This is a genomic window from Niallia sp. FSL R7-0648, assembly GCF_038007005.1.
Taxonomy (GTDB): Bacteria; Bacillota; Bacilli; order Bacillales; family Cytobacillaceae; genus Niallia; species Niallia circulans.
The window spans coordinates 952,119-970,760 of record NZ_JBBOWE010000001.1 but is presented as its reverse complement, the minus strand read 5'-3'; the positions used below and the strand labels follow the sequence as shown (position 1 = coordinate 970,760).

The 18,642-nt window shown below is 36.8% G+C and carries 14 protein-coding genes; 6 read left to right on the top strand and 8 right to left on the bottom strand.

The annotated features are described in order from the left end of the window. The first annotated feature begins 446 nt into the window (after positions 1-446). A complete protein-coding gene (locus NSQ89_RS04610) occupies positions 447-2,015 on the top strand; it encodes a glycoside hydrolase family 32 protein (RefSeq protein ID WP_341132301.1) in 1,569 nt (522 codons plus the stop codon). A gap of 238 nt (positions 2,016-2,253) precedes the next feature. On the opposite strand, the gene NSQ89_RS04605 is transcribed toward NSQ89_RS04610, so the two are convergent. From NSQ89_RS04605 to NSQ89_RS04575, 7 genes are all read right to left on the bottom strand, one after another. Beyond that, positions 2,254-4,113 carry a glycoside hydrolase family 32 protein gene (locus NSQ89_RS04605; protein WP_341132300.1) on the bottom strand — a complete coding sequence of 620 codons (1,860 nt, stop codon included), beginning with the start codon at positions 4,111-4,113 and terminating at the stop codon, positions 2,254-2,256. A 35-nt stretch (positions 4,114-4,148) separates the two neighbouring features. Then, positions 4,149-5,189 (bottom strand): carbohydrate kinase family protein, encoded by a 1,041-nt coding sequence (locus NSQ89_RS04600; RefSeq protein ID WP_328822990.1) that lies wholly within the window; start codon positions 5,187-5,189, stop codon positions 4,149-4,151. Between the two features lie 22 nt (positions 5,190-5,211). Then, the gene (locus NSQ89_RS04595) at positions 5,212-6,669 is read right to left on the bottom strand and encodes a glycoside hydrolase family 32 protein (RefSeq protein WP_341132299.1); all 1,458 of its coding nucleotides are present in this window, start codon (positions 6,667-6,669) and stop codon (positions 5,212-5,214) included. 19 nt (positions 6,670-6,688) lie between these two features. Then, positions 6,689-8,305 (bottom strand): ABC transporter substrate-binding protein, encoded by a 1,617-nt coding sequence (locus tag NSQ89_RS04590; RefSeq protein ID WP_047941432.1) that lies wholly within the window; start codon positions 8,303-8,305, stop codon positions 6,689-6,691. Positions 8,306-8,335: 30 nt separating this feature from the next. Then, positions 8,336-9,187 carry a carbohydrate ABC transporter permease gene (locus NSQ89_RS04585; protein WP_047941616.1) on the bottom strand — a complete coding sequence of 284 codons (852 nt, stop codon included), beginning with the start codon at positions 9,185-9,187 and terminating at the stop codon, positions 8,336-8,338. A 44-nt stretch (positions 9,188-9,231) separates the two neighbouring features. Further along, a complete protein-coding gene (locus NSQ89_RS04580) occupies positions 9,232-10,221 on the bottom strand; it encodes an ABC transporter permease (RefSeq protein WP_047941431.1) in 990 nt (329 codons plus the stop codon). A gap of 242 nt (positions 10,222-10,463) precedes the next feature. Continuing rightward, on the bottom strand, positions 10,464-11,435 hold the full coding sequence (locus NSQ89_RS04575; RefSeq protein WP_047941430.1) for a LacI family DNA-binding transcriptional regulator: 972 nt from the start codon (positions 11,433-11,435) through the stop codon (positions 10,464-10,466). 355 nt (positions 11,436-11,790) lie between these two features. Between NSQ89_RS04575 and NSQ89_RS04570 the strand changes: the two genes are divergently transcribed. From NSQ89_RS04570 to NSQ89_RS04550, 5 genes are all read left to right on the top strand, one after another. Beyond that, positions 11,791-13,251, top strand: a complete 1,461-nt coding sequence (locus NSQ89_RS04570) for a spore germination protein (RefSeq protein ID WP_047941429.1) — start codon at positions 11,791-11,793, stop codon at positions 13,249-13,251. 425 nt (positions 13,252-13,676) lie between these two features. Next, a complete protein-coding gene (locus NSQ89_RS04565) occupies positions 13,677-14,672 on the top strand; it encodes a sulfonate ABC transporter substrate-binding protein (protein WP_336045348.1) in 996 nt (331 codons plus the stop codon). After that, positions 14,669-15,451 (top strand): aliphatic sulfonate ABC transporter permease SsuC, encoded by a 783-nt coding sequence (ssuC, locus tag NSQ89_RS04560; RefSeq protein ID WP_061800256.1) that lies wholly within the window; start codon positions 14,669-14,671, stop codon positions 15,449-15,451. The genes NSQ89_RS04565 and ssuC overlap by 4 nt, the downstream gene beginning before the upstream one ends. 19 nt (positions 15,452-15,470) lie before the next feature. Beyond that, the gene (locus NSQ89_RS04555) at positions 15,471-16,265 is read left to right on the top strand and encodes an ATP-binding cassette domain-containing protein (RefSeq protein WP_095321727.1); all 795 of its coding nucleotides are present in this window, start codon (positions 15,471-15,473) and stop codon (positions 16,263-16,265) included. 224 nt (positions 16,266-16,489) lie between these two features. Continuing rightward, positions 16,490-17,149 carry a YitT family protein gene (locus tag NSQ89_RS04550; RefSeq protein WP_336045349.1) on the top strand — a complete coding sequence of 220 codons (660 nt, stop codon included), beginning with the start codon at positions 16,490-16,492 and terminating at the stop codon, positions 17,147-17,149. Positions 17,150-17,179: 30 nt separating this feature from the next. On the opposite strand, the gene NSQ89_RS04545 is transcribed toward NSQ89_RS04550, so the two are convergent. Next, a complete protein-coding gene (locus NSQ89_RS04545) occupies positions 17,180-18,442 on the bottom strand; it encodes an MFS transporter (protein WP_061800326.1) in 1,263 nt (420 codons plus the stop codon). Between the last annotated feature and the right edge of the window lie 200 nt (positions 18,443-18,642).

Sequence of the window (18,642 nt, the reverse complement as noted above, 5' to 3'; positions counted from 1 at the left end):
ATTTTTATTTATTGAAGAAAAAAGGTATGTGGTAATCACCCGCAGACTGAATACACTTCGCTTTCCATGGGGCGAGCGCCAAGCCTCCTCGTTCCTGCGGAGTCTTGGACTTTCTCGCAGCTCCCATAGGAGTCTCCGTGTATTCAGTCTGCTCCATGTAGTTTCTTTTGAAAAAAATGTTGGAACGAAATACTCTTTAAAAACGGAGTGAAATGGAGTGGAAGACACTCAACTCCTGCGGGAAATAGAGCAAAGCCTAAGACCCCACAGGCTTGCCGAGGAGGCTTAGGTTGCTCCCCGCGGAAAAGGAGTGTCTGTAACGCAATGGAACGAATTGGATTCACCACTAAATTAGAGATTGTTCGTCTTTATCCATTATTTATTTTGCTTTGTCCCACCCTCTTTTACCAATAGCAAGAAATACAGGATAAGCGCGGTGATACTACTTGAAGAAACCAGCAAAGCACACACAGAAAGTCCTATTTCTCTTATGCCTTATTATACTTGTCGGCATCCTCTTATTTTGGCATCAAATCACTAAGGTTTTTACTGAAACAGTAGACCAGCAAGAAAAGACCGTTGTTTCTGATGGTCAATCCTATCGTGCCAAATACCATTTCACTACTCCTGACAAGTGGAAAAATGATCCGCAAAAACCAATCTATTTAGATGGCTTCTATCATTACTATTATCTTTACAATGGTGATTATCCTGACGGTAATGGCACAGAATGGAGACATGCTGTTTCAAAAGATTTAGTGCACTGGAAGGATAAAGGAATTGCCATTCCAAAATACACAAATCAAAATGGAGACCCTTGGTCAGGTTCTGTCGTTGTTGATAAAGAGAATACAGCTGGATTTGGATATGGCGCATTTATCGCAATCGTCACTCAGCCGTCAGCCAATCAGCAAAAACAAGAACAGTTCTTGTGGTACAGCCTCGATAATGGCAGTACATTCACTTCATACAGTGATACGCCTGTTATGACAAATCCTGGAACCGATGATTTTCGTGATCCCAAAATCATTTGGTCAAAAGAGTATCATAAATGGATAATGCTAATGGCAGAAGGAACAAAGATTGGTTTTTACGAATCCTCTAATCTGAAAGATTGGACATACCTCAGTGATTTCTTCACAAATGATATAGGAATTGTGGAATGTCCGGACCTTTACTATATGCAGACAAATGATGGGAGCTTCAAATGGGTGCTTGGTGCGAGCGCAAATGGAAAAACAAAGAATCAGCCCACTACTTATGCTTATTGGATTGGTCATTTTGATGGAAACCATTTTACAGCTGATCATCCAGAACCCCAATGGCTTGATTATGGTTTGGATTGGTATGCTGGGGTAACATTTGAGGATGGAAGCAATAGTGATGATTACAAGAAAAGATATGCTTTTGCTTGGATGAATAATTGGAATTATGCCGACAATACCCCAACATTACAAGAAGGCTTTAACGGAATGGATTCTGTTGTTCGACAAATTCAATTAAAAAATAATGGGGAAAATTCCTATTATTTAGCTTCCCAACCAATCGAAGCATACAACAAGCTGGCCAAGACAAAAGATCATCTAAAGGAAATAGAAGTAAACGGCCAAAAGCAACTAGAGACGACAGGAGAAATTTATCAGCTAGAGACGGACATCTTATGGACAGAGTTAGATAATGTCGGTTTAAGACTTAGAGAATCTTCTGATCAAAAGCGATATGTGAATGTAGGAATATTTATAAAAGAAAAATACTCATATGTAAATCGTTCTTTGACCGAACATCCAGATCAGCAGAATACACATTCAGAAAGTACAGCACCCTTTCCCGCTGAACAAACACAAGTACATTTAAAGATCCTTGTTGATAAAAGTAGTATCGAGGTTTTTGTAGATGATGGGAAGGTTGTGCAATCGAATTTAATATTCCCTCATGCAGATGATCAAGCCATCACATTGTATTCAGATGGCGGGACAGCAATCTTTAAGAATATGACGATTACACACTTTGATTAATGGATTTGGGCATTCTTTCTTCAGACAGAGAAACGACATCCTTTTTCATTAATTGCCAGCTTTCTTTTTCCATATCTACTGTATGGTCTCCCCCAGGAGTGATGACATTTTTTCTTACGTGTAAGAATCTTATTTGTAAACAAAATGCTCCATACACTCTATTTAGAATCCATATAAAAGCACTTTTCCTTTTTTGCGAAAAGTGCTCTTACATACTTTATAATACTTTCATTCCCTTTTATTTTACTACCCTTATTCTAATTTCCTTTGCAATTTTCGTTTCTGGATGCTTAACCTGTATGCTTGTTACTCCTGGCTTTAATGCTTTAATGGAAATACCCTTCTCCTCGTCATCAGACTTCGTGATTTCGATTATGTCTTGTTCAGCGCTGTCCCAACTAAAAGGAGAACTGCTCTTAATCCAATCTGGCTTTAAAATCGCTTTAATAGTTTTGATTTCCCCTTCTTTAATAGTTAAATATTCCGAACTTACTACTATACGTTCGACTTCATTTTCCTTTGGGCGTTCTCTCCAGGTTGAATATAAAGGATAAAAGTCTAGTGAAACAACCTTCATACTACCACCTTTTGTATATAACTCTATTCCGTTGCTCGTAGGCTGGGAATAGATTAATTTCGTAAAGACATATTCCCCGTCGTTTATAAACACCTCAACAGATGATTCATCAACAAATCCTCTTATCTTTATTCGTTTCTCCTCAACAGGGTAAGTAGTTGTATGCTTATTGCCAAATTGAAATGGATTCCCATTTCGATCCAATAACGTTTCTAATCCAGCACGAGATCTATCTAAGAATAGTTTTTTACTTAACGTATTTACACCTATAACCGTATTTTCGTCCTCTGATTGTCGAACGCGAATACCGAATTCCTCAATGTTTTCCCATTCCAGCACAGCTTCAAATTCATAAGTGGTACCAGAAAAATCAGGAATTGACTGCTCCCCATTGACCTCCATAGGATCAATAGCAATATGATTAACACGTAAACTTTCTAACTCCCTAACCGGTTCTTGAAATAACTTAATACTTCCATCCTTAACTGTTTTCAAATGCAGTTCACGTGGAATTGACATAGATCCCTTCCATGCTTCCGTCGGCGATTGATAAGGATATCTCCAATTCGCCATCCAGCCTAACCATATTCGGCGGCCATCTTTTTCCGGGATATCAGAAAAGGACTGAGCTGCATAAAAGTCTTGCCCAAAATCTGTTGTCAAAATAGTTTCTGGCGCATTATCATTAATAAATTGTGTTCCGTCAAACTCTCCAATAAAATATTGAGCAGTTGATCCATTTGTTTCTTCATTATCTCCAACACTAACTTGCAATACCCATTTCTTATTATTCTCATCACCATCTACAGGCAATTCGAATAAATCAGGACATTCCCATACAGCTGCATGAGATCCCTCTTTATCCCCAAATTGACTCTGAAACTCCCAGTCAATCAAATTATCAGAACGATAAAACGTCACACTTTGATTTGTCGAAACAACCATTACCCATTTTTTAGTACTCTCATGCCAAAATACTTTTGGATCGCGAAAATCCTTTATTCCTGGGTTGGGGATAACCGGATTTCCTTTATATCTTTCCCATGTTCTCCCATTATCTTTACTATAAGCAATACTTTGGGATTCTCCTCCCTCTGTATTTGTATAGATGGCAACTAATCCGGCTTTCCCATCAAAAAATCCTGTGGAATCATTCCAATCCACCACAGTGCTTCCAGATAATGCTTGCCCTAGGTTATCATGTTCTAACGCAATCGGCAAATGCTCCCAATGTAATAAATCCCTGCTCACTGCGTGTGCCCAATTACCATTTTTTTGATGAAACAGATGATACTCTCCCTCAAAATAGATGAGTCCATTAGGGTCAGCTAAATTTCCTGAAGGGGTTGAAAAGTGATATTGAGGTCGATACAATTCTGTATAATAATCAGAAGTGGCAGCTTCCATATTATCCGGTCTCAAGGCATCCAAATTTTTCTCTTCCTTTCCCATTTGATGGATACTACAGCCAGTTAATAACCATGCAACAGACAAAACAGCTGTCAAGATTCTTTGTCTCAATTTGCTTCTCCTCCTCTCCTTCTTTTTAGCACCATTTATCCTCCCTTTTTATTGACTACTATAAAGTCTTCAATTTGGTGAAGAGTAGGCATGGCTGGAATTCCACCTTTATTTGTTGCCACATATGCTCCCATCGCATTTCCGAAATTCAATATTTGCTTTAATATATCTTCGCGTATTTTAAAATTCAATAAATCCCTCTTTAATAATTCATATAGCACGCCAGCAAGAAATGCATCTCCGCATCCAGTTGTATCAATAGCTTTTACAGCTGCTCCTGGGACAAATACTAAGCCATCCTCTCCATATGCATAGCTTCCCTTATCTCCCACTGTTACAAAAAGCAGCCGTAAATCAAACTCTTTAAATAACTGCTTTGCTCCTGAAAAAATATCTGTTGTATTCGTTAAAAATGCTAATTCTTCTTCCGAAACTTTGACTATATCCGCAAAATGCAAGACTGCTTCGATTTGCTCTTTTGCCTCCTCTAAGCTTTGCCATAGTAAGGGACGAAGATTTGGATCAAATGAAATAATCTTATGTTGTTCTTTCGCATAATTTAATGCTACTAAAGTTGCTTCTCTTGCTGGCTCATTTGTCATGGATATTGATCCTACATGGAATATTTTAGCATCTGCTATTAATGAAAAGTCCACATCGTCCTTAGATAACATCATGTCCGCACCAGGCTGTCTATAAAAATCAAATGAACGATCCCCCTGATGATCAATATGCACAAATGCTAGTGTCGTTTTTATTGGGGAATAAACAATTCCATTTGTTTGCACCCCTTTATTCTGTAAGGTAGCAACGAGTAATTCCCCAAAATAATCATTTCCTACGCTCCCCATAAATTCTGTTCTCAGCCCTAAACAGGATAAAGCCACTAGAACATTTCCCGGGGCTCCACCTGGATTTGCAACAAGAATCGGAAACCCCTGCTCATTTTCTCCTTGGGGAGTAAAATCAATTAAAATTTCTCCTAATGCTGCTACATCGATCATATCTCTACACCACTTTTCTAACTTTTTTCCATTGAGTTTCGTATAAAATAGCCAGAGGATAGATTTATCCAATCCTCTGGCTTTCCATTATATATCAACTTTTAGAAGGAACAGATACCTTGCCATATACTAGATTTACTTTCCCTTCTTCTGCAAACAAACATATTCGTTTGCTTACTTTATCAGGGAAAATTAAACTTGTTAATGCTTGCTCTCCGCCATTGATAAATAATTCTAAGGAGGCAGAATCTACAATTATTCGTAAATCAAGTGAATGAGAATCCTCAAGACCAACTCGCTGCAGTTTAGGAAAAATATCGGAAAAATCAACCACCCCAGATTTTTCACGAGACAGACTCAGTACATTTTCTTTCGCATCAATAGTAATAGTTGTATGCTGTGAATCTGTATGTTCTATCCTTAATCCATACTTATTTGCATTTATATTCTTGAAGGATAGGATTATCTCTGTGTATTCATGATCTACTTCAAAAACAGTGCTTTCTTTGGCTGTAATGATTGTGTCTGTTCTTTCTTCTTTTCTATCAAAATAGGTATCTAATTCTCTTACTAAATGTTGGACGAGATAATACTCTCCCATCTTCTCACGCAGTTCCAGCTCTCTAGGAAGAGTCATCTGACTTCTCCATCCTTCTGTCGGAACTTGATTAGCATAACGCCAATTACTCATCCAGCCTAAATAAATTCGTCTTCCATCTGCTTCAGGAATATCAGAAAAGCTTACCCCAGCATAGTTGTCCTTCCCATAGTCCAGCCATTTTATATTTTCATGTTCTGGCGTAAATTCCTTTCCATCAAATGACCCAACAAAATATTGCGTGCGAGATCCTTCATCATATTGAGGATTATCGCCAATACTGACAATAAGCACCCATTTTTTATCATTTGTATTGTCTATTGGTAACTCAAATAAGTCTGGACATTCCCATACCCCTTCGTGACAGCCGCAATTCTCTCCAAATTCACTTTCAAACTGCCAATCCTTCAAATTTAAAGAGGAATAGAAAGAGATTGTTTGTCCTGTAGCTAAAACCATCATCCACTTTTGGGTATCTTTGTGCCAAAAAACTTTAGGGTCTCTAAAATCAGGATTGGTAGGGTGAGCAAGTACGGGATTACCGTCATATTTAATCCATGATCTTCCCTTATCTATGCTATATGCCAAACTCTGTGTCTGAACAGCCTCCTTGCCGTGATCTGGCTCCGAGTGATGGGTAAAAATAGCCACCAACCCGGGTTCTTCGTTAAAAAAGCCTGTTGTATTATTCCAATCCACAACTATGCTGCCTGAAAAAATGGTTCCATTCTCATCAGGATGTAAAGCTATCTCTAATTCATCCCATACAATTAAATCTTTGCTGACTGCATGCCCCCAATGCATGGGACCCCATGTGCTGCCATGCGGATTATGCTGATAAAATAAATGATATTCTCCTTTGAAAAACACTAACCCATTCGGATCATTCATCCAATTTTTTTGGGGAGAAAAATGCAAGGCTGGTCTGTATTTTTCGAGTTTAGTAATCTTCAATGTCATGCCTCCAATTAATTTACTGTTTTACTGTTCTGTCATAGCCATCTTGCTTAATTTGCAACCAAGTGCTTAGACCGAGTCTCTCTAATTCTTTCAAATAATCTTCCCATTCTTCCTCAATTTTTCCATTACTCATCCATTCGGCTCTTTTTCTATTTACATAAGCAAATAAATCTGTTTCAATTTTTGCCTTTTCATCTGCTTCCTCTAGTGAGAAAAATACAGGTGGATAAAAGTTCTCAGCTTTAATATGAGGAACCATATTTTTTTCTAAAATATCTAATCTCCAAGCAGCATCTTCTGGTTTTGTCGTATATACGCCGTAATACTCATCTAATATCGCCAGCGGTCCTGCGATATTTGTTTTTTCTCTTATTTCGACTGGTGCCGCGCCTTCTAAAGGAAGATGCTTTAACATACCAGCTTTCTCATCAAATTCAAAAATATTTTGCTGTTTCGTATCCCCATATGTTCCCCAGTTATCTTGAACAGATTGCAGTGGTTCATACAGTTGATCAATCCATTTAGCTGTTAACTCTAAATTCTTATTCGCACTTGTGATAACCATTCTTCCTCTATCAAGACCAAAGCCATTAGTTTGCGCCACATTTTTTTCACCATTTGGTCCTTCTAATGGTGGCATTACATCATAAGTATCGTTCATGCCACTAATATTTCCTTTATCCCATGTAAAGTAAAGACCGTATTTTGAATCTTTTCCTTTCGCTACATATTTATTCCAATCTTGTTCATATGCTTCTACATCAATTAAACCTAAATCATTTAGTTCATTAAAGAATTTTAACGCTTCTTTATATCCTTCTTCTGCTGCAGTAAAAATAACTTTCCCTTCATTGGAAACAACCGTGTGATCCCAGTTATCGCCTAGACCAAAGGAAGCAAATAAGAAGGCTGGGTCCTCTCCCCCTTGATTTACAATAAAAGATAATGGTATTTCATCTGCTTCGCCATTACCATTTGGATCTTGTGTTTTAAAAGCAAGAAGTACCTCTTTTAGTTCTTCTGTTGTTGTTGGCATTTCCAGCCCTAAATTATTGAGCCATTCTACATTTATCCAAGGAAGGCAGTCAACTACTTGAATGCGGCTCTTTCCACTGCCAAGCTCTTCAATCCAAGGAAAACTGTATATATGTCCATCTGGAGCTGTAATCATCGATTTATATTCTGGAGCTTCTTCCAGCACCTTTTTAAAATTGGGCATATACTGATCAATTAAATCTTCAACTGGTATGATGGTTCCATCCTTCGCATATTTCAGTAAATCATAATCACTGAAAGCAGCATCTAAAATGGCATCTGGCAGCTCCCCACTTGCCAACGCTAAATTCCGCTTCTCCACAAATTGGTCTTTCGTATAGTTTTTCCAATCTATATGGACACCTGTCTGTTCCTCTAATCTTTGATAAATTAGCTTTTCATTCGGGTCGGTTGGTGCTAAAGCTGAGCTTTGTGTCATAAAACGAAGTGTAGCTTTCTCTTTCAAAGGAAATGTAACATCAGTTAGTTTTAAATCTTCTGTTGAAGCACTTTTACTTGTCTTATCGCCACTGCAGCCTGTTAGAACAAGACCGGCAACAATAAAAGTGGAAAGAAGCTTATTGATTTTCCCCATAAATGAACCCTCCATATGCTTTTATTTAAATTATTTTAAAGATCCTACCATAACACCTTTTTCAAAGTATTTTTGGAAGAATGGATACATGATTAGAAGTGGTAGACTTGAAATGACAATAGATGCATATTTTATTTTTTCCGCTAATTTACTTAACTCAGCCATTGCTAATTGATCATTAATCATTCCAGGCTGAACTTGGTTTTGAATCAGAATGGAACGTAAAACTAGCTGCAATGGATGTAATTCTTGGTCCTCTAAATAAATCATTGCATCAAAGTAGGAATTCCATTGTCCAACAAAGGCATATAAAGCGATTACAAAAATAATAGGTTTAGACAAAGGCAAAACTATTTTCAGAAATATTTTCAATTCAGAAGCACCATCAATTTTTGCTGCCTCAAACAGCTCTTTTGGAAGCCCTTTAAAAAAGGTTCGTGCTAAGATAATATTCCAGACACTAATTGCTCCTGGCAGAATAATCGACCAAACGGTATTTAGCATTCCTAAATCCTTTACTATTAAATAGGTAGGAATCAACCCGCCATTAAAGAACATCGTAATGAGAAAGAAAACCATAATTATATTCTTCCCTTTAAATCCATCAAGAGAAAGTGGATATGCAGCAAAGATCGTAATAACAATAGTGACAATTGTAAAGCCTAATGAATAAATGACTGAATTGATAAATCCTTTTATCATTAATTCATCTTGTAAAATCCGTTTATAGCCTTCCAGACTCCAATCAGAAGGATTTAAGGAAAAACCTTTACTAAGCAGCACATTGGGGTCTAAAAAGGAAGCCAATAAAATATAAAGTAACGGTAATAACACGATTAAAACGAGTAATATTAAAATTATTTTGTTACTAAAAAGAAGCATTTTATCTGTTTTGGAATGATTTTTCAATGGGTATCCCCCCTTTATTAATATAACCCTTCACCTTCATTTAACTTCTTCACTACAAAATTCACAAATACCAATAAAACGACGTTAATAACAGAATTAAACAAACCTACCGCTGTTGAATAGGCATAATCCCCGGCCTGCAGCCCTACTTTATACACATAAGTCGGCAGAATCTCTGAAGTTGGCAGATTCATAGAGGTTTGCATTAAGTAAGCCTTTTCAAATCCAATCGCCATAATTCCACCTGCTCCTAGAATAAACAACACTGCCATGATTGGTTTTAGAGTAGGAAGATCAATATGCCTTATCCTCTGTAATAGTGTTGCTCCATCGATTGTCGCCGCATCATGTAATTGAGGATCCACATTTGCAAGTGCTGCTACATAAATAATCGATGACCAACCTGCCGCTTGCCATATTCCTGATAAAATATAAATGGATCTAAAATATTCAGGATCTGTCATAAAGGAAACTGGTTTATCGTTAAATACCGATAATAGTGAATTTATTGGACCTGTAGGTGACATAAAGATAAATAACATTCCTGTAATGACAACAACAGATATAAAATTCGGTGCATACAATATTAATTGGATATTCTTTTTGATAGCAGCTCGCCGTACTTGATTAAGGCTAAGTGCTAAAATAATGGGTACTGGAAAGCCCAGTATTAAACCATAGAAACTTAATTTAAGCGTATTCATAAAAATCTCTTTGAAATTGGGAGAAGTTAAAAAATCTTTAAAGTGTGTTAAGCCTACCCAATCGCTGCCGATAATTCCCTTCATTGGGCTAAAATCCTTAAAAGCGATGATTGCTCCATACATTGGGATATATTTAAATACAATTGTTAAAATAATGGCAGGTACTAAAAATAAATACAACGCATAATTTTTTTTGAAATATTGAATAAAATTTTCTTTTTTTTGTTCAGGAAAAAATTCACCTTCTACTTTATGGGAAGTTTTCTTATTCGTTTTTTTCGTTTCAGGTACTGAAACTGACATTTTATTTCGCCCCCTTCTTGAAAAAAATATTGAATGATTAAAATGTCAACCGCTTGACATATTTCTAAATCTCCCTTCTCAGATTATGTATATCAACCGCTTTCAAACTTTTTTCTGTCAACCGCTTGATATATTTGATTTTAAACGCTTTCAATCGATGTGTCAACCGCTTGACTTACTTATTTTTAAAAAAAATACAATCTAATTTTTTAGATTATATTTTATCAAAGGAAACTATTAGATTAGGCCGTCTCACTCTTTAGCAATTGAACAGGTAAAATAACTTCCATTCTTTCATCCTTATTTACTTCATTAATAATGTCCATTAATCTTAATACAGCTGATTGCGCAATTTCCTCAATTGGTTGTTTAATTGTTGTTAATTGAGGTAACAACCTCCTTACACTTTGCGTGCCATCATATCCTATAACTTTTAATTGATTAGGAATCTGAATTCCTAGTTCACTCGCTACTTTCAAACAAGTAGATGCTATTAAATCATCACTAGCAAAAATCCCATCCGTTTCAGGGTGTTCTTTGAAAATCTTTTTAATTGTTTCTGCAGTCGCTTCCTCATCGAAAACGCTATTTAGTTCATAGGTTATGGGGTGAGCTACTTGGTCTTCATAGGCTTTTCTTCTATTTTGGGTTGGTGTTTCTAAATCGCTTGGTCCATTTATATGAACAATTGCTTTACAACCTTGGTTAAGTAAATGTTGAACAGCCAATTTTCCTCCCTCATAGTTATCAGAACCTATTACAGGAATTGTCGGTGATAAGTAATGGTCAATTGCGACAATAGGAAGCTTGGAGTTCTTATATATTTCAATTCCACGATTATAGGAACAAACAATGATACCATCAACTTGGTGCCTGATAAGCATTTCTGCATATGAAGTTTCTTTTGCCACTTGCCCTAAACTATTACAGAGAATAACTTTAAAATCATGATTGGAGCATATATTCTCTATATATAAAGCTAATTCACTAAAAAAGGGATTATTAATGGTCGGCAAAATAAGGCCAATAAAATTTGTCCGTTTTTTAAAAAGAGAGCGTGCTATATCATTAGGATAATAATTTAAATCTTTAATGGCTTGTTCCACTTTTTCTCTCGTTTTTTCACTTATATATCCCCGATTATTCAAAACACGGGAAACCGTTGTTGGAGATACACCTGCCAACTCTGCTACATCTTCTAATTTTACTTTCATGCTAACCACCCGAAAAAACATAGATTATTTTCATCTTAAACTTTATATGTTAACCGTTTTCATACATATTATCATAAACTTGCTCTTTTTGCATCCTCCATCTATCCAATATATTCCTTCTGTATATATAATCTAGATTCTAACAAGCACATTTTTAGTCTTATAAACTCAAAGAAATATTTTTCAAACGCTCCTTACTTTCAATTACAAAGGCATTCCTTTTCATTTTGGCTCTTAATTATGAAAATTCACCTTTTACTTCGCGGGTATTTTTTTCCTTCTCTATGTCTATTATGAAATATAGTACATAAAAAAGAAAAATCATTCCACAACTGTTTTTAGTATGAGGTGAGATATGGAAAACATAAGTAAGAAGAAAGTATCCAGTCATTTGGATCAGAATGTTGGATACCTTAAGGAAGAATTGGGTGTAGGACAAAACTTTGACATAATCCATTTAGATGTGGAATATGCTGGCATTCGAATGGCTATGTTTCTTGTAGATGGATTAGTAAAAGATGATATATTACATTTGCTCATGAAGTTCCTTGCAAAAGTAAAAAAAGAGGAATTAAGAAAAGATGTTTTAAAGAAATTATTGAGTACCTATATACCTTATATAGAAATCAGCACTGTTGATGATCTAAATAAGGTTGTCGATAATGTGCTCTCAGGTCCAACAGCACTCCTTATCGAAGGTATTGACGAAGTCCTGCTGATTGATGCGAGAACCTATCCTGTCAGAGGACCACAAGAGCCTGATACAGAGAGGGTCGTCCGTGGTTCCCGGGATGGCTTTGTAGAAACAATTGTGTTTAATACAGCGCTGACAAGAAGAAGAATCAGAGATCGGACGCTGCGAATGGAATTTATGCAAGTAGGGCGTCGTTCCAAAACAGATATCGTTATTTGTTATATTGGTGATATTGCAGATCCAGATATGGTCGAACAATTAAAGAAGGCGATGTCCCATATTGATACCGATGGATTACCGATGGCAGAAAAAACAATTGAGGAATTTATTTCAGGAAACAACTGGAATCCTTTCCCAAAAGTACGTTATACAGAACGACCTGATACAACGGCCATCCATCTTTTTGAAGGGCATATATGTATTTTTGTAGATGGCTCGCCGTCTGCCATGATCACCCCCGTCACTTTCTGGCATCATTTACAGCATGCTGAAGAATATCGAAACAATCCGCTTGTAGGTGCCTATTTACGCTTTGTTCGCTACCTAGGTGTGTTTGCTTCCCTTTTCTTATTACCTTTGTGGTATTTAGTGAGTATAGAACCAAGCCTATTGCCTGGATCTTTATCCTTTTTGGGACCGAATGAATTAGGGCAGGTTCCCTTAATTATTCAGTTTCTTTTAATAGAAGTTGGACTGGATATGCTTCGTATGGCCGCCATTCATACACCTACATCGCTTGCAACCGCATTAGGACTTGTGGCTGCCTTAATGATTGGACAAGTCGCAGTAGAGGTTGGGCTGTTTTCAAACGAAGTCATTTTGTATTTCTCCATTGCTGCCATCGGAACTTTTGCAACACCTAGTTATGAGCTTGGTTTAGCAAACAGACTTGTCCGGATTGTGCTGTTAATTTCTACCGCTATCTTTAAAGTTCCAGGATATATCGTTGGGGTAGCTCTGTTTATTATCTTCCTTGCAAAAACGAAATCATTTGGAGTTCCCTATCTATGGCCTTTCATTCCATTCAATTACCGTGCAATGAGAGATATTCTTGTCAGAACACCAATTCCTTTAAAGAATCGCCGTCCCCGTATTTTAAATCCAAATGATCCTGATCGATAATTGTCATCCCAGCAATTTCTGCATTTGTATGGTCTTTTTGCCTTAGGTAATCTAAGGCTGTTTTTTTATGTGCTGTAAAGTTCTTTGTCCGAGGATCCTTCCTAAATGGTTAACTACTCCCTCCCCTTCATTCTAAATTCCCTATTTGATAAAACAAAAAAGAAATTATATCTAAAAAAACTAAACAGGTACCTAATAGTATTCTTTGCATAATTTATAAAGAACTAAAGTCCAGACAGAATATGTGGATATGCTATGTTAAAAAAATGGTTGGTTTGAATGATGAAACAGTCAACTTTTCAGAAAGAAAAATATATGTACGTTAATGCCTAACTAGTGATTGATGGCAGAGAATATCATCTTCTACAAGCTTCCTTAACATAGCTGACAAATAAAATAAGAGTATGAGGAGATGATGCTTCTATATGAAAAAAAGAAAGAAAACAGTCGCTTTAATCTTAGGATGTATGCTGCTTTTATCTACCATTTTTCTTTCTGCTTGTTCATTACCAAAACCACCAGGTGAGAATAGTAGCTATGATAAGGTATTCCGTATTGGTTATCAAAAAAATGGACCACTCCTTATTTTGAAGGAGCTAGGTACCTTAGAAGAACGTTTAAAGCCACTTGGATATAAAGTAGAATGGTATGAATTTCAAGCAGGCCCAGCTTTACTTGAAGCATTAAATGCCGGAAGTATAGATTTTGGTCGGTCAGGTGATTCTCCTCCAATCTTTGCTCAAGCTTCTGATTCTACCTTACAGTATGTTGCTGCAGGAAAATCAAAGTTTGAAGGTTCTGGCATTTTAGTGAAGAATGATTCTTCCATCAAGACATTAGCAGACCTGAAAGGAAAAAAAATCGGTTTTGCCAAAGGAAGTAGTTCCCATTATTTATTAGTAAAAGCATTAGAAAAAGCTGGTTTAAACTATAGTGACATAGAACCTGCTTACTTATCGCCTGGAGACGCAAGAATTGCTTTTGAAAAAAAGGAAATTGACGCTTGGGTTATATGGGATCCTTTTACCGCAGATACACAGTTACAAGCTGATGCAACACTATTAGTAAATGGAAAAGGTCTAACTAGTGACCGCGATTTCTTTCTAGCTTCCTCTGACTTTCTTCAGGAAAACAAAGAGATTATTAAAGTAGTGATGAAAGAAATACAAAAATCATGTCAGTGGGCAAATGAGCATCCGGAAGATTTAACAAAAATGCTTTCCTCTATTTTGGGTATTGATGAAGCCTCTATGAACATGGCTGTGGAAAGAAGAGTGTATGGAGTAGAAGAAATAAGTGCAACGATTATAAAAGAACAGCAAGAAATTGCAGATACCTTTTATAACCTCCAACTTATCCCGAAGAAAATAAAGGTGAATGAAAACGTCTATACAATTGATTTAAAGGATGAGGAACAGTGAAGAAAACATCTCTCTACTTCATAAAAAAAATATTGCCGTGGGGTATTCCTATTTTATTGCTAATTAGCTGGCAATGGATTATTAAAGCAGGGATTATTTCCTCGCGAATACTTCCCGCTCCATCGGATGTCTATGTGGCTGCCATCAATCTCTTTCAAACGGGAGAATTAACCCATCATGTATGGATTAGTTTATGGAGAGCGTCTATTGGATTTCTGATCGGTGGTACGATTGGATTTGTATTAGGTTTATTAAACGGCTTATTCCGATTTACAGAGCTATTACTTGACACCTCTATTCAAATGTTACGAAATATTCCCCATTTAGCTCTAATACCATTAGTCATTCTTTGGTTTGGGATTGGAGAAGAAGCAAAAGTATTTCTTGTAGCTTTAGGGGTTTTATTCCCCATCTATCTTAATACTTATCATGGTATTAAATCTGTTGATAAAGGATTAATCGAAATGGGAAAAATGTATGGGCTAAATGGCTTTTCTCTTTTCCTAAATGTTATATTTCCAGGCGCTCTTTCTTCCATTCTTGTAGGTTTACGATTTTCATTAGGAATCATGTGGATTACTTTAATTGTTGCGGAAACAATATCCTCTACTTCTGGGATTGGTTATATGGCAATGAATGCAAGAGAATTTATGAGGATGGATGTAATTGTATTAAGTATTCTCCTGTATGCATTACTTGGAAAACTTTCCGATGTAATCGCTCGTTTTATGGAAACACGATGGCTTAAATGGCATCCTAGCTACCACAAACATTCCTAAAGTAAAGGAGGATTGGAAGATGAGGAAAGAAAAAATATATCTAGAAATAAAAAATCTCGAAAAAAGCTATAATGATACCAAAGTCTTAAAATCTCTAAATCTTAAAATAAATCGAGGCGAGTTCCTTGCAATTGTCGGAAAGAGCGGCTGTGGAAAAAGCACGTTACTTCGCTTACTGTCAGGGTTAGAAAAACCAACTAAAGGCGAAATACTCATCGACGGAAAACCTTTAAATAGTTTAAACAGGGAAGCATGCATGATGTTCCAGGATGGGCGCTTACTTCCATGGAAACGCGTATTAGATAATGTAAAATTAGGACTAAAAGGGAATCGCCGGGAGGAAGCCATTCAGGTTTTGCGTGATGTTGGATTAGAAGACAAGAAAGATGAATGGCCAGCAAATCTTTCTGGCGGACAGAAGCAGCGTGTAGCATTAGCTCGGTCGCTTATGCATAAACCAAGACTGCTGTTACTCGATGAACCCCTTGGAGCATTAGATGCTCTTACCCGTCTAGAAATGCAATCTATGATTGAAAATATTCAAATGACCCACGGATTCACCTCCTTATTAGTAACGCATGATGTCGAAGAGGCTGTAGCGCTTGCTGATCGAGTCATTGTTCTTCAGGATGGCGTCATTGCTCAAGATATACCAATTACTCTAGAAAGGTCACGCCAGCGAAATCATGCTGCTTTTGCCTCTTTAGTTAACGATATATTGAAAAAAATCCTCCATCCAACCGACGAAAAGTCTCATCGAATGATTGAGGAGGAACGAAACCTAGCATTAAAAACGATTCCAAAGCTAAATTAATGAGGATTAGTGGAGGAGGCTGACTTTTTTTGTCTGGTCTTCTTCTTTTCTTATTTAGCGTGGTAACAAGACAAACCTAATACCCCCATCACTGAGGATGTGTTAAGCGAACAGTCCCTTGAAGGAAAGACTCCCAATTCCTATAATAAAGGTCATTCCTTTTCATGTTTCTGCATACACTTGTTATAATAGTGGACATGCATATTAAATGAGGGATGATTTTTTTGAGAAAAAAAAAGCCGGTAGCTTATTCACCTTATCGATTTAAAAGAATATGTAGACAATACTCCTTCATTTTGCTTGGTGCAATTATTCAAGGATGTGCAATGGGTATATTCCTTTTTCCAAATTCTATCCCTTCTGGGGGAGCTGGCGGTTTAACTGTTCTCTTCCATTATTTTTTCAACATCCCCCTAAGTATTATTCTTTGGATGATCAATTCTTCTATGCTCCTTTTTGCCATCCATTTCTTAGGCGGCAGCAGTGCAGTTGGAACATTATTTGGAATTACGATCACTTCTATAGCCGTTAATCTTTCCCAAACCTATTTCAGTACACCCTTTTCCAATGTCTGGATAGATATGCTTATTGGATCCTTAGTACTAGGTACGGGAATTGGCATTCTCTTAAGGCAAGGTGTATCGAATGGCGGAATCGGAGTTATTGCCTTAATCATCTCCAAATATAGAAATATTAATCCTGGTAAACCATTATTTTGGATAAATGGGGTAATATTTGTCATCACTGCTTATATTATCGATTGGCAAATTGTGATACAAGCCCTCATCTGTCAATGGTTCTCTACAAAAATTGTTGCCTATCTCTATAATTTAAGAATTCGTCTACCCATCTCTGGTCCTGCGTTTGCCTGGCGGAAAAAATAAGGATGTTCGGGATAATCCCAAACATCCTTATCATCTTCCATCAATAGGCTCTAAAAAAGGAATGACTTCTTTCGTATCCTCTTCTTTTTTGTCTTTCTTCCCTTTTTCTCCCTGCTGCTGTTTGTTATCCTCTCCTTTGATTAATAGCAGGGCAAGAAGACCAACTAGACAAGTAAATCCAGCTATTGATAAAAACATACCTAAACGGGACCAATCCATCAGCCTACCGAAAATTGGCGGTCCGATTGCAACTCCCAGGAACCGCACAGAACCATATAAAGAAGTAACGAACCCCCTTCTTTCTTGGCCAACAGCACCTGTAATAAAACTATTAATACACGGCAAAATCAAACCAGTTCCAACACTGCTGACTGCAAGGACTGCTATAAAAGGAACAAGGCCCTTAAATAAACTTAAGCTTGCATAAGATGCAGTGACAAAAATAAAACCAAGAACGATTAACTTTTTCATTAATTTTTGATTTTTTCCTATTTTACTTCCTGTAATATAGGATGTTGTACACATTATTAATAAGGGAATTGCTAGTATTAACCCCTTGATAATTCCATCAATTTTATGCGTTTTCTCTAATGTATCTGATAAATAGAAAAGAATACCGAAGAGCGTAAATAAACAGGTTGCCCCTGCTAAGTATGCCGTAAATAACCATTTTCCTTCATGTTTAAAAACACTTACTAACCCTTTTATATATTTGCTTGGAGATGGAGGCTTTTTACTATGTTCTTTCTCTCTAATGAATATCCATGACAAGATAATAGAAATTAATACAACCATTGGAAAAGCAAAAAATACGCCATACCAAACAATTAAGGCAATGGCAGAACCTAGTATAGGAGAAAGCACTTTCCCAAATCCATTGGATGCTTCCACAAGTCCCAATATCCTACTTTCTTTCGCTCCTTTATATAAATCGGCCGTTAATGCCATTGCTATCGGCGCGGTTCCAGCAGCACCTATCCCTTGTAAAGACCGTCCTACTAAGATCCATGTATAAGCATGGGAAAATTTCGCCGCAGCAAATCCAGCTAATATACCTCCAACGCCATATAAAAACAAAGCAGGAAGAATAACAGATTTTCGTGTAAAACGATCCGATAAATAGCCTAAAATAGGAATAAAGAAAGCGGCAACTACAGAAAAAACCGTTATCGTCATACTAGCTTGAAAAGCAGAAAGATTAATTTCCGATTGCATTTTTGGCAGTATTGGTATTAACATGGAATTTCCTAGTGTCATGATAAGCGGGATAGAACCAATCGCTACTGCAGTCATTTTTGTATTTTTTTTCTTTTCCACAAATACTACCTCCGTTACTGTACAGCATAATCCATTACTTTTATGATTGAGGGATCTTTAGTTAGATTATCCGTACATGGAAAAGTTATTCTGTCTTACAAAATATGTTTAATTCCAGAATACTAACACTTAGCAAGAGGAAAAATACATTAGGTGAGTGTTATAAAACTTGGACA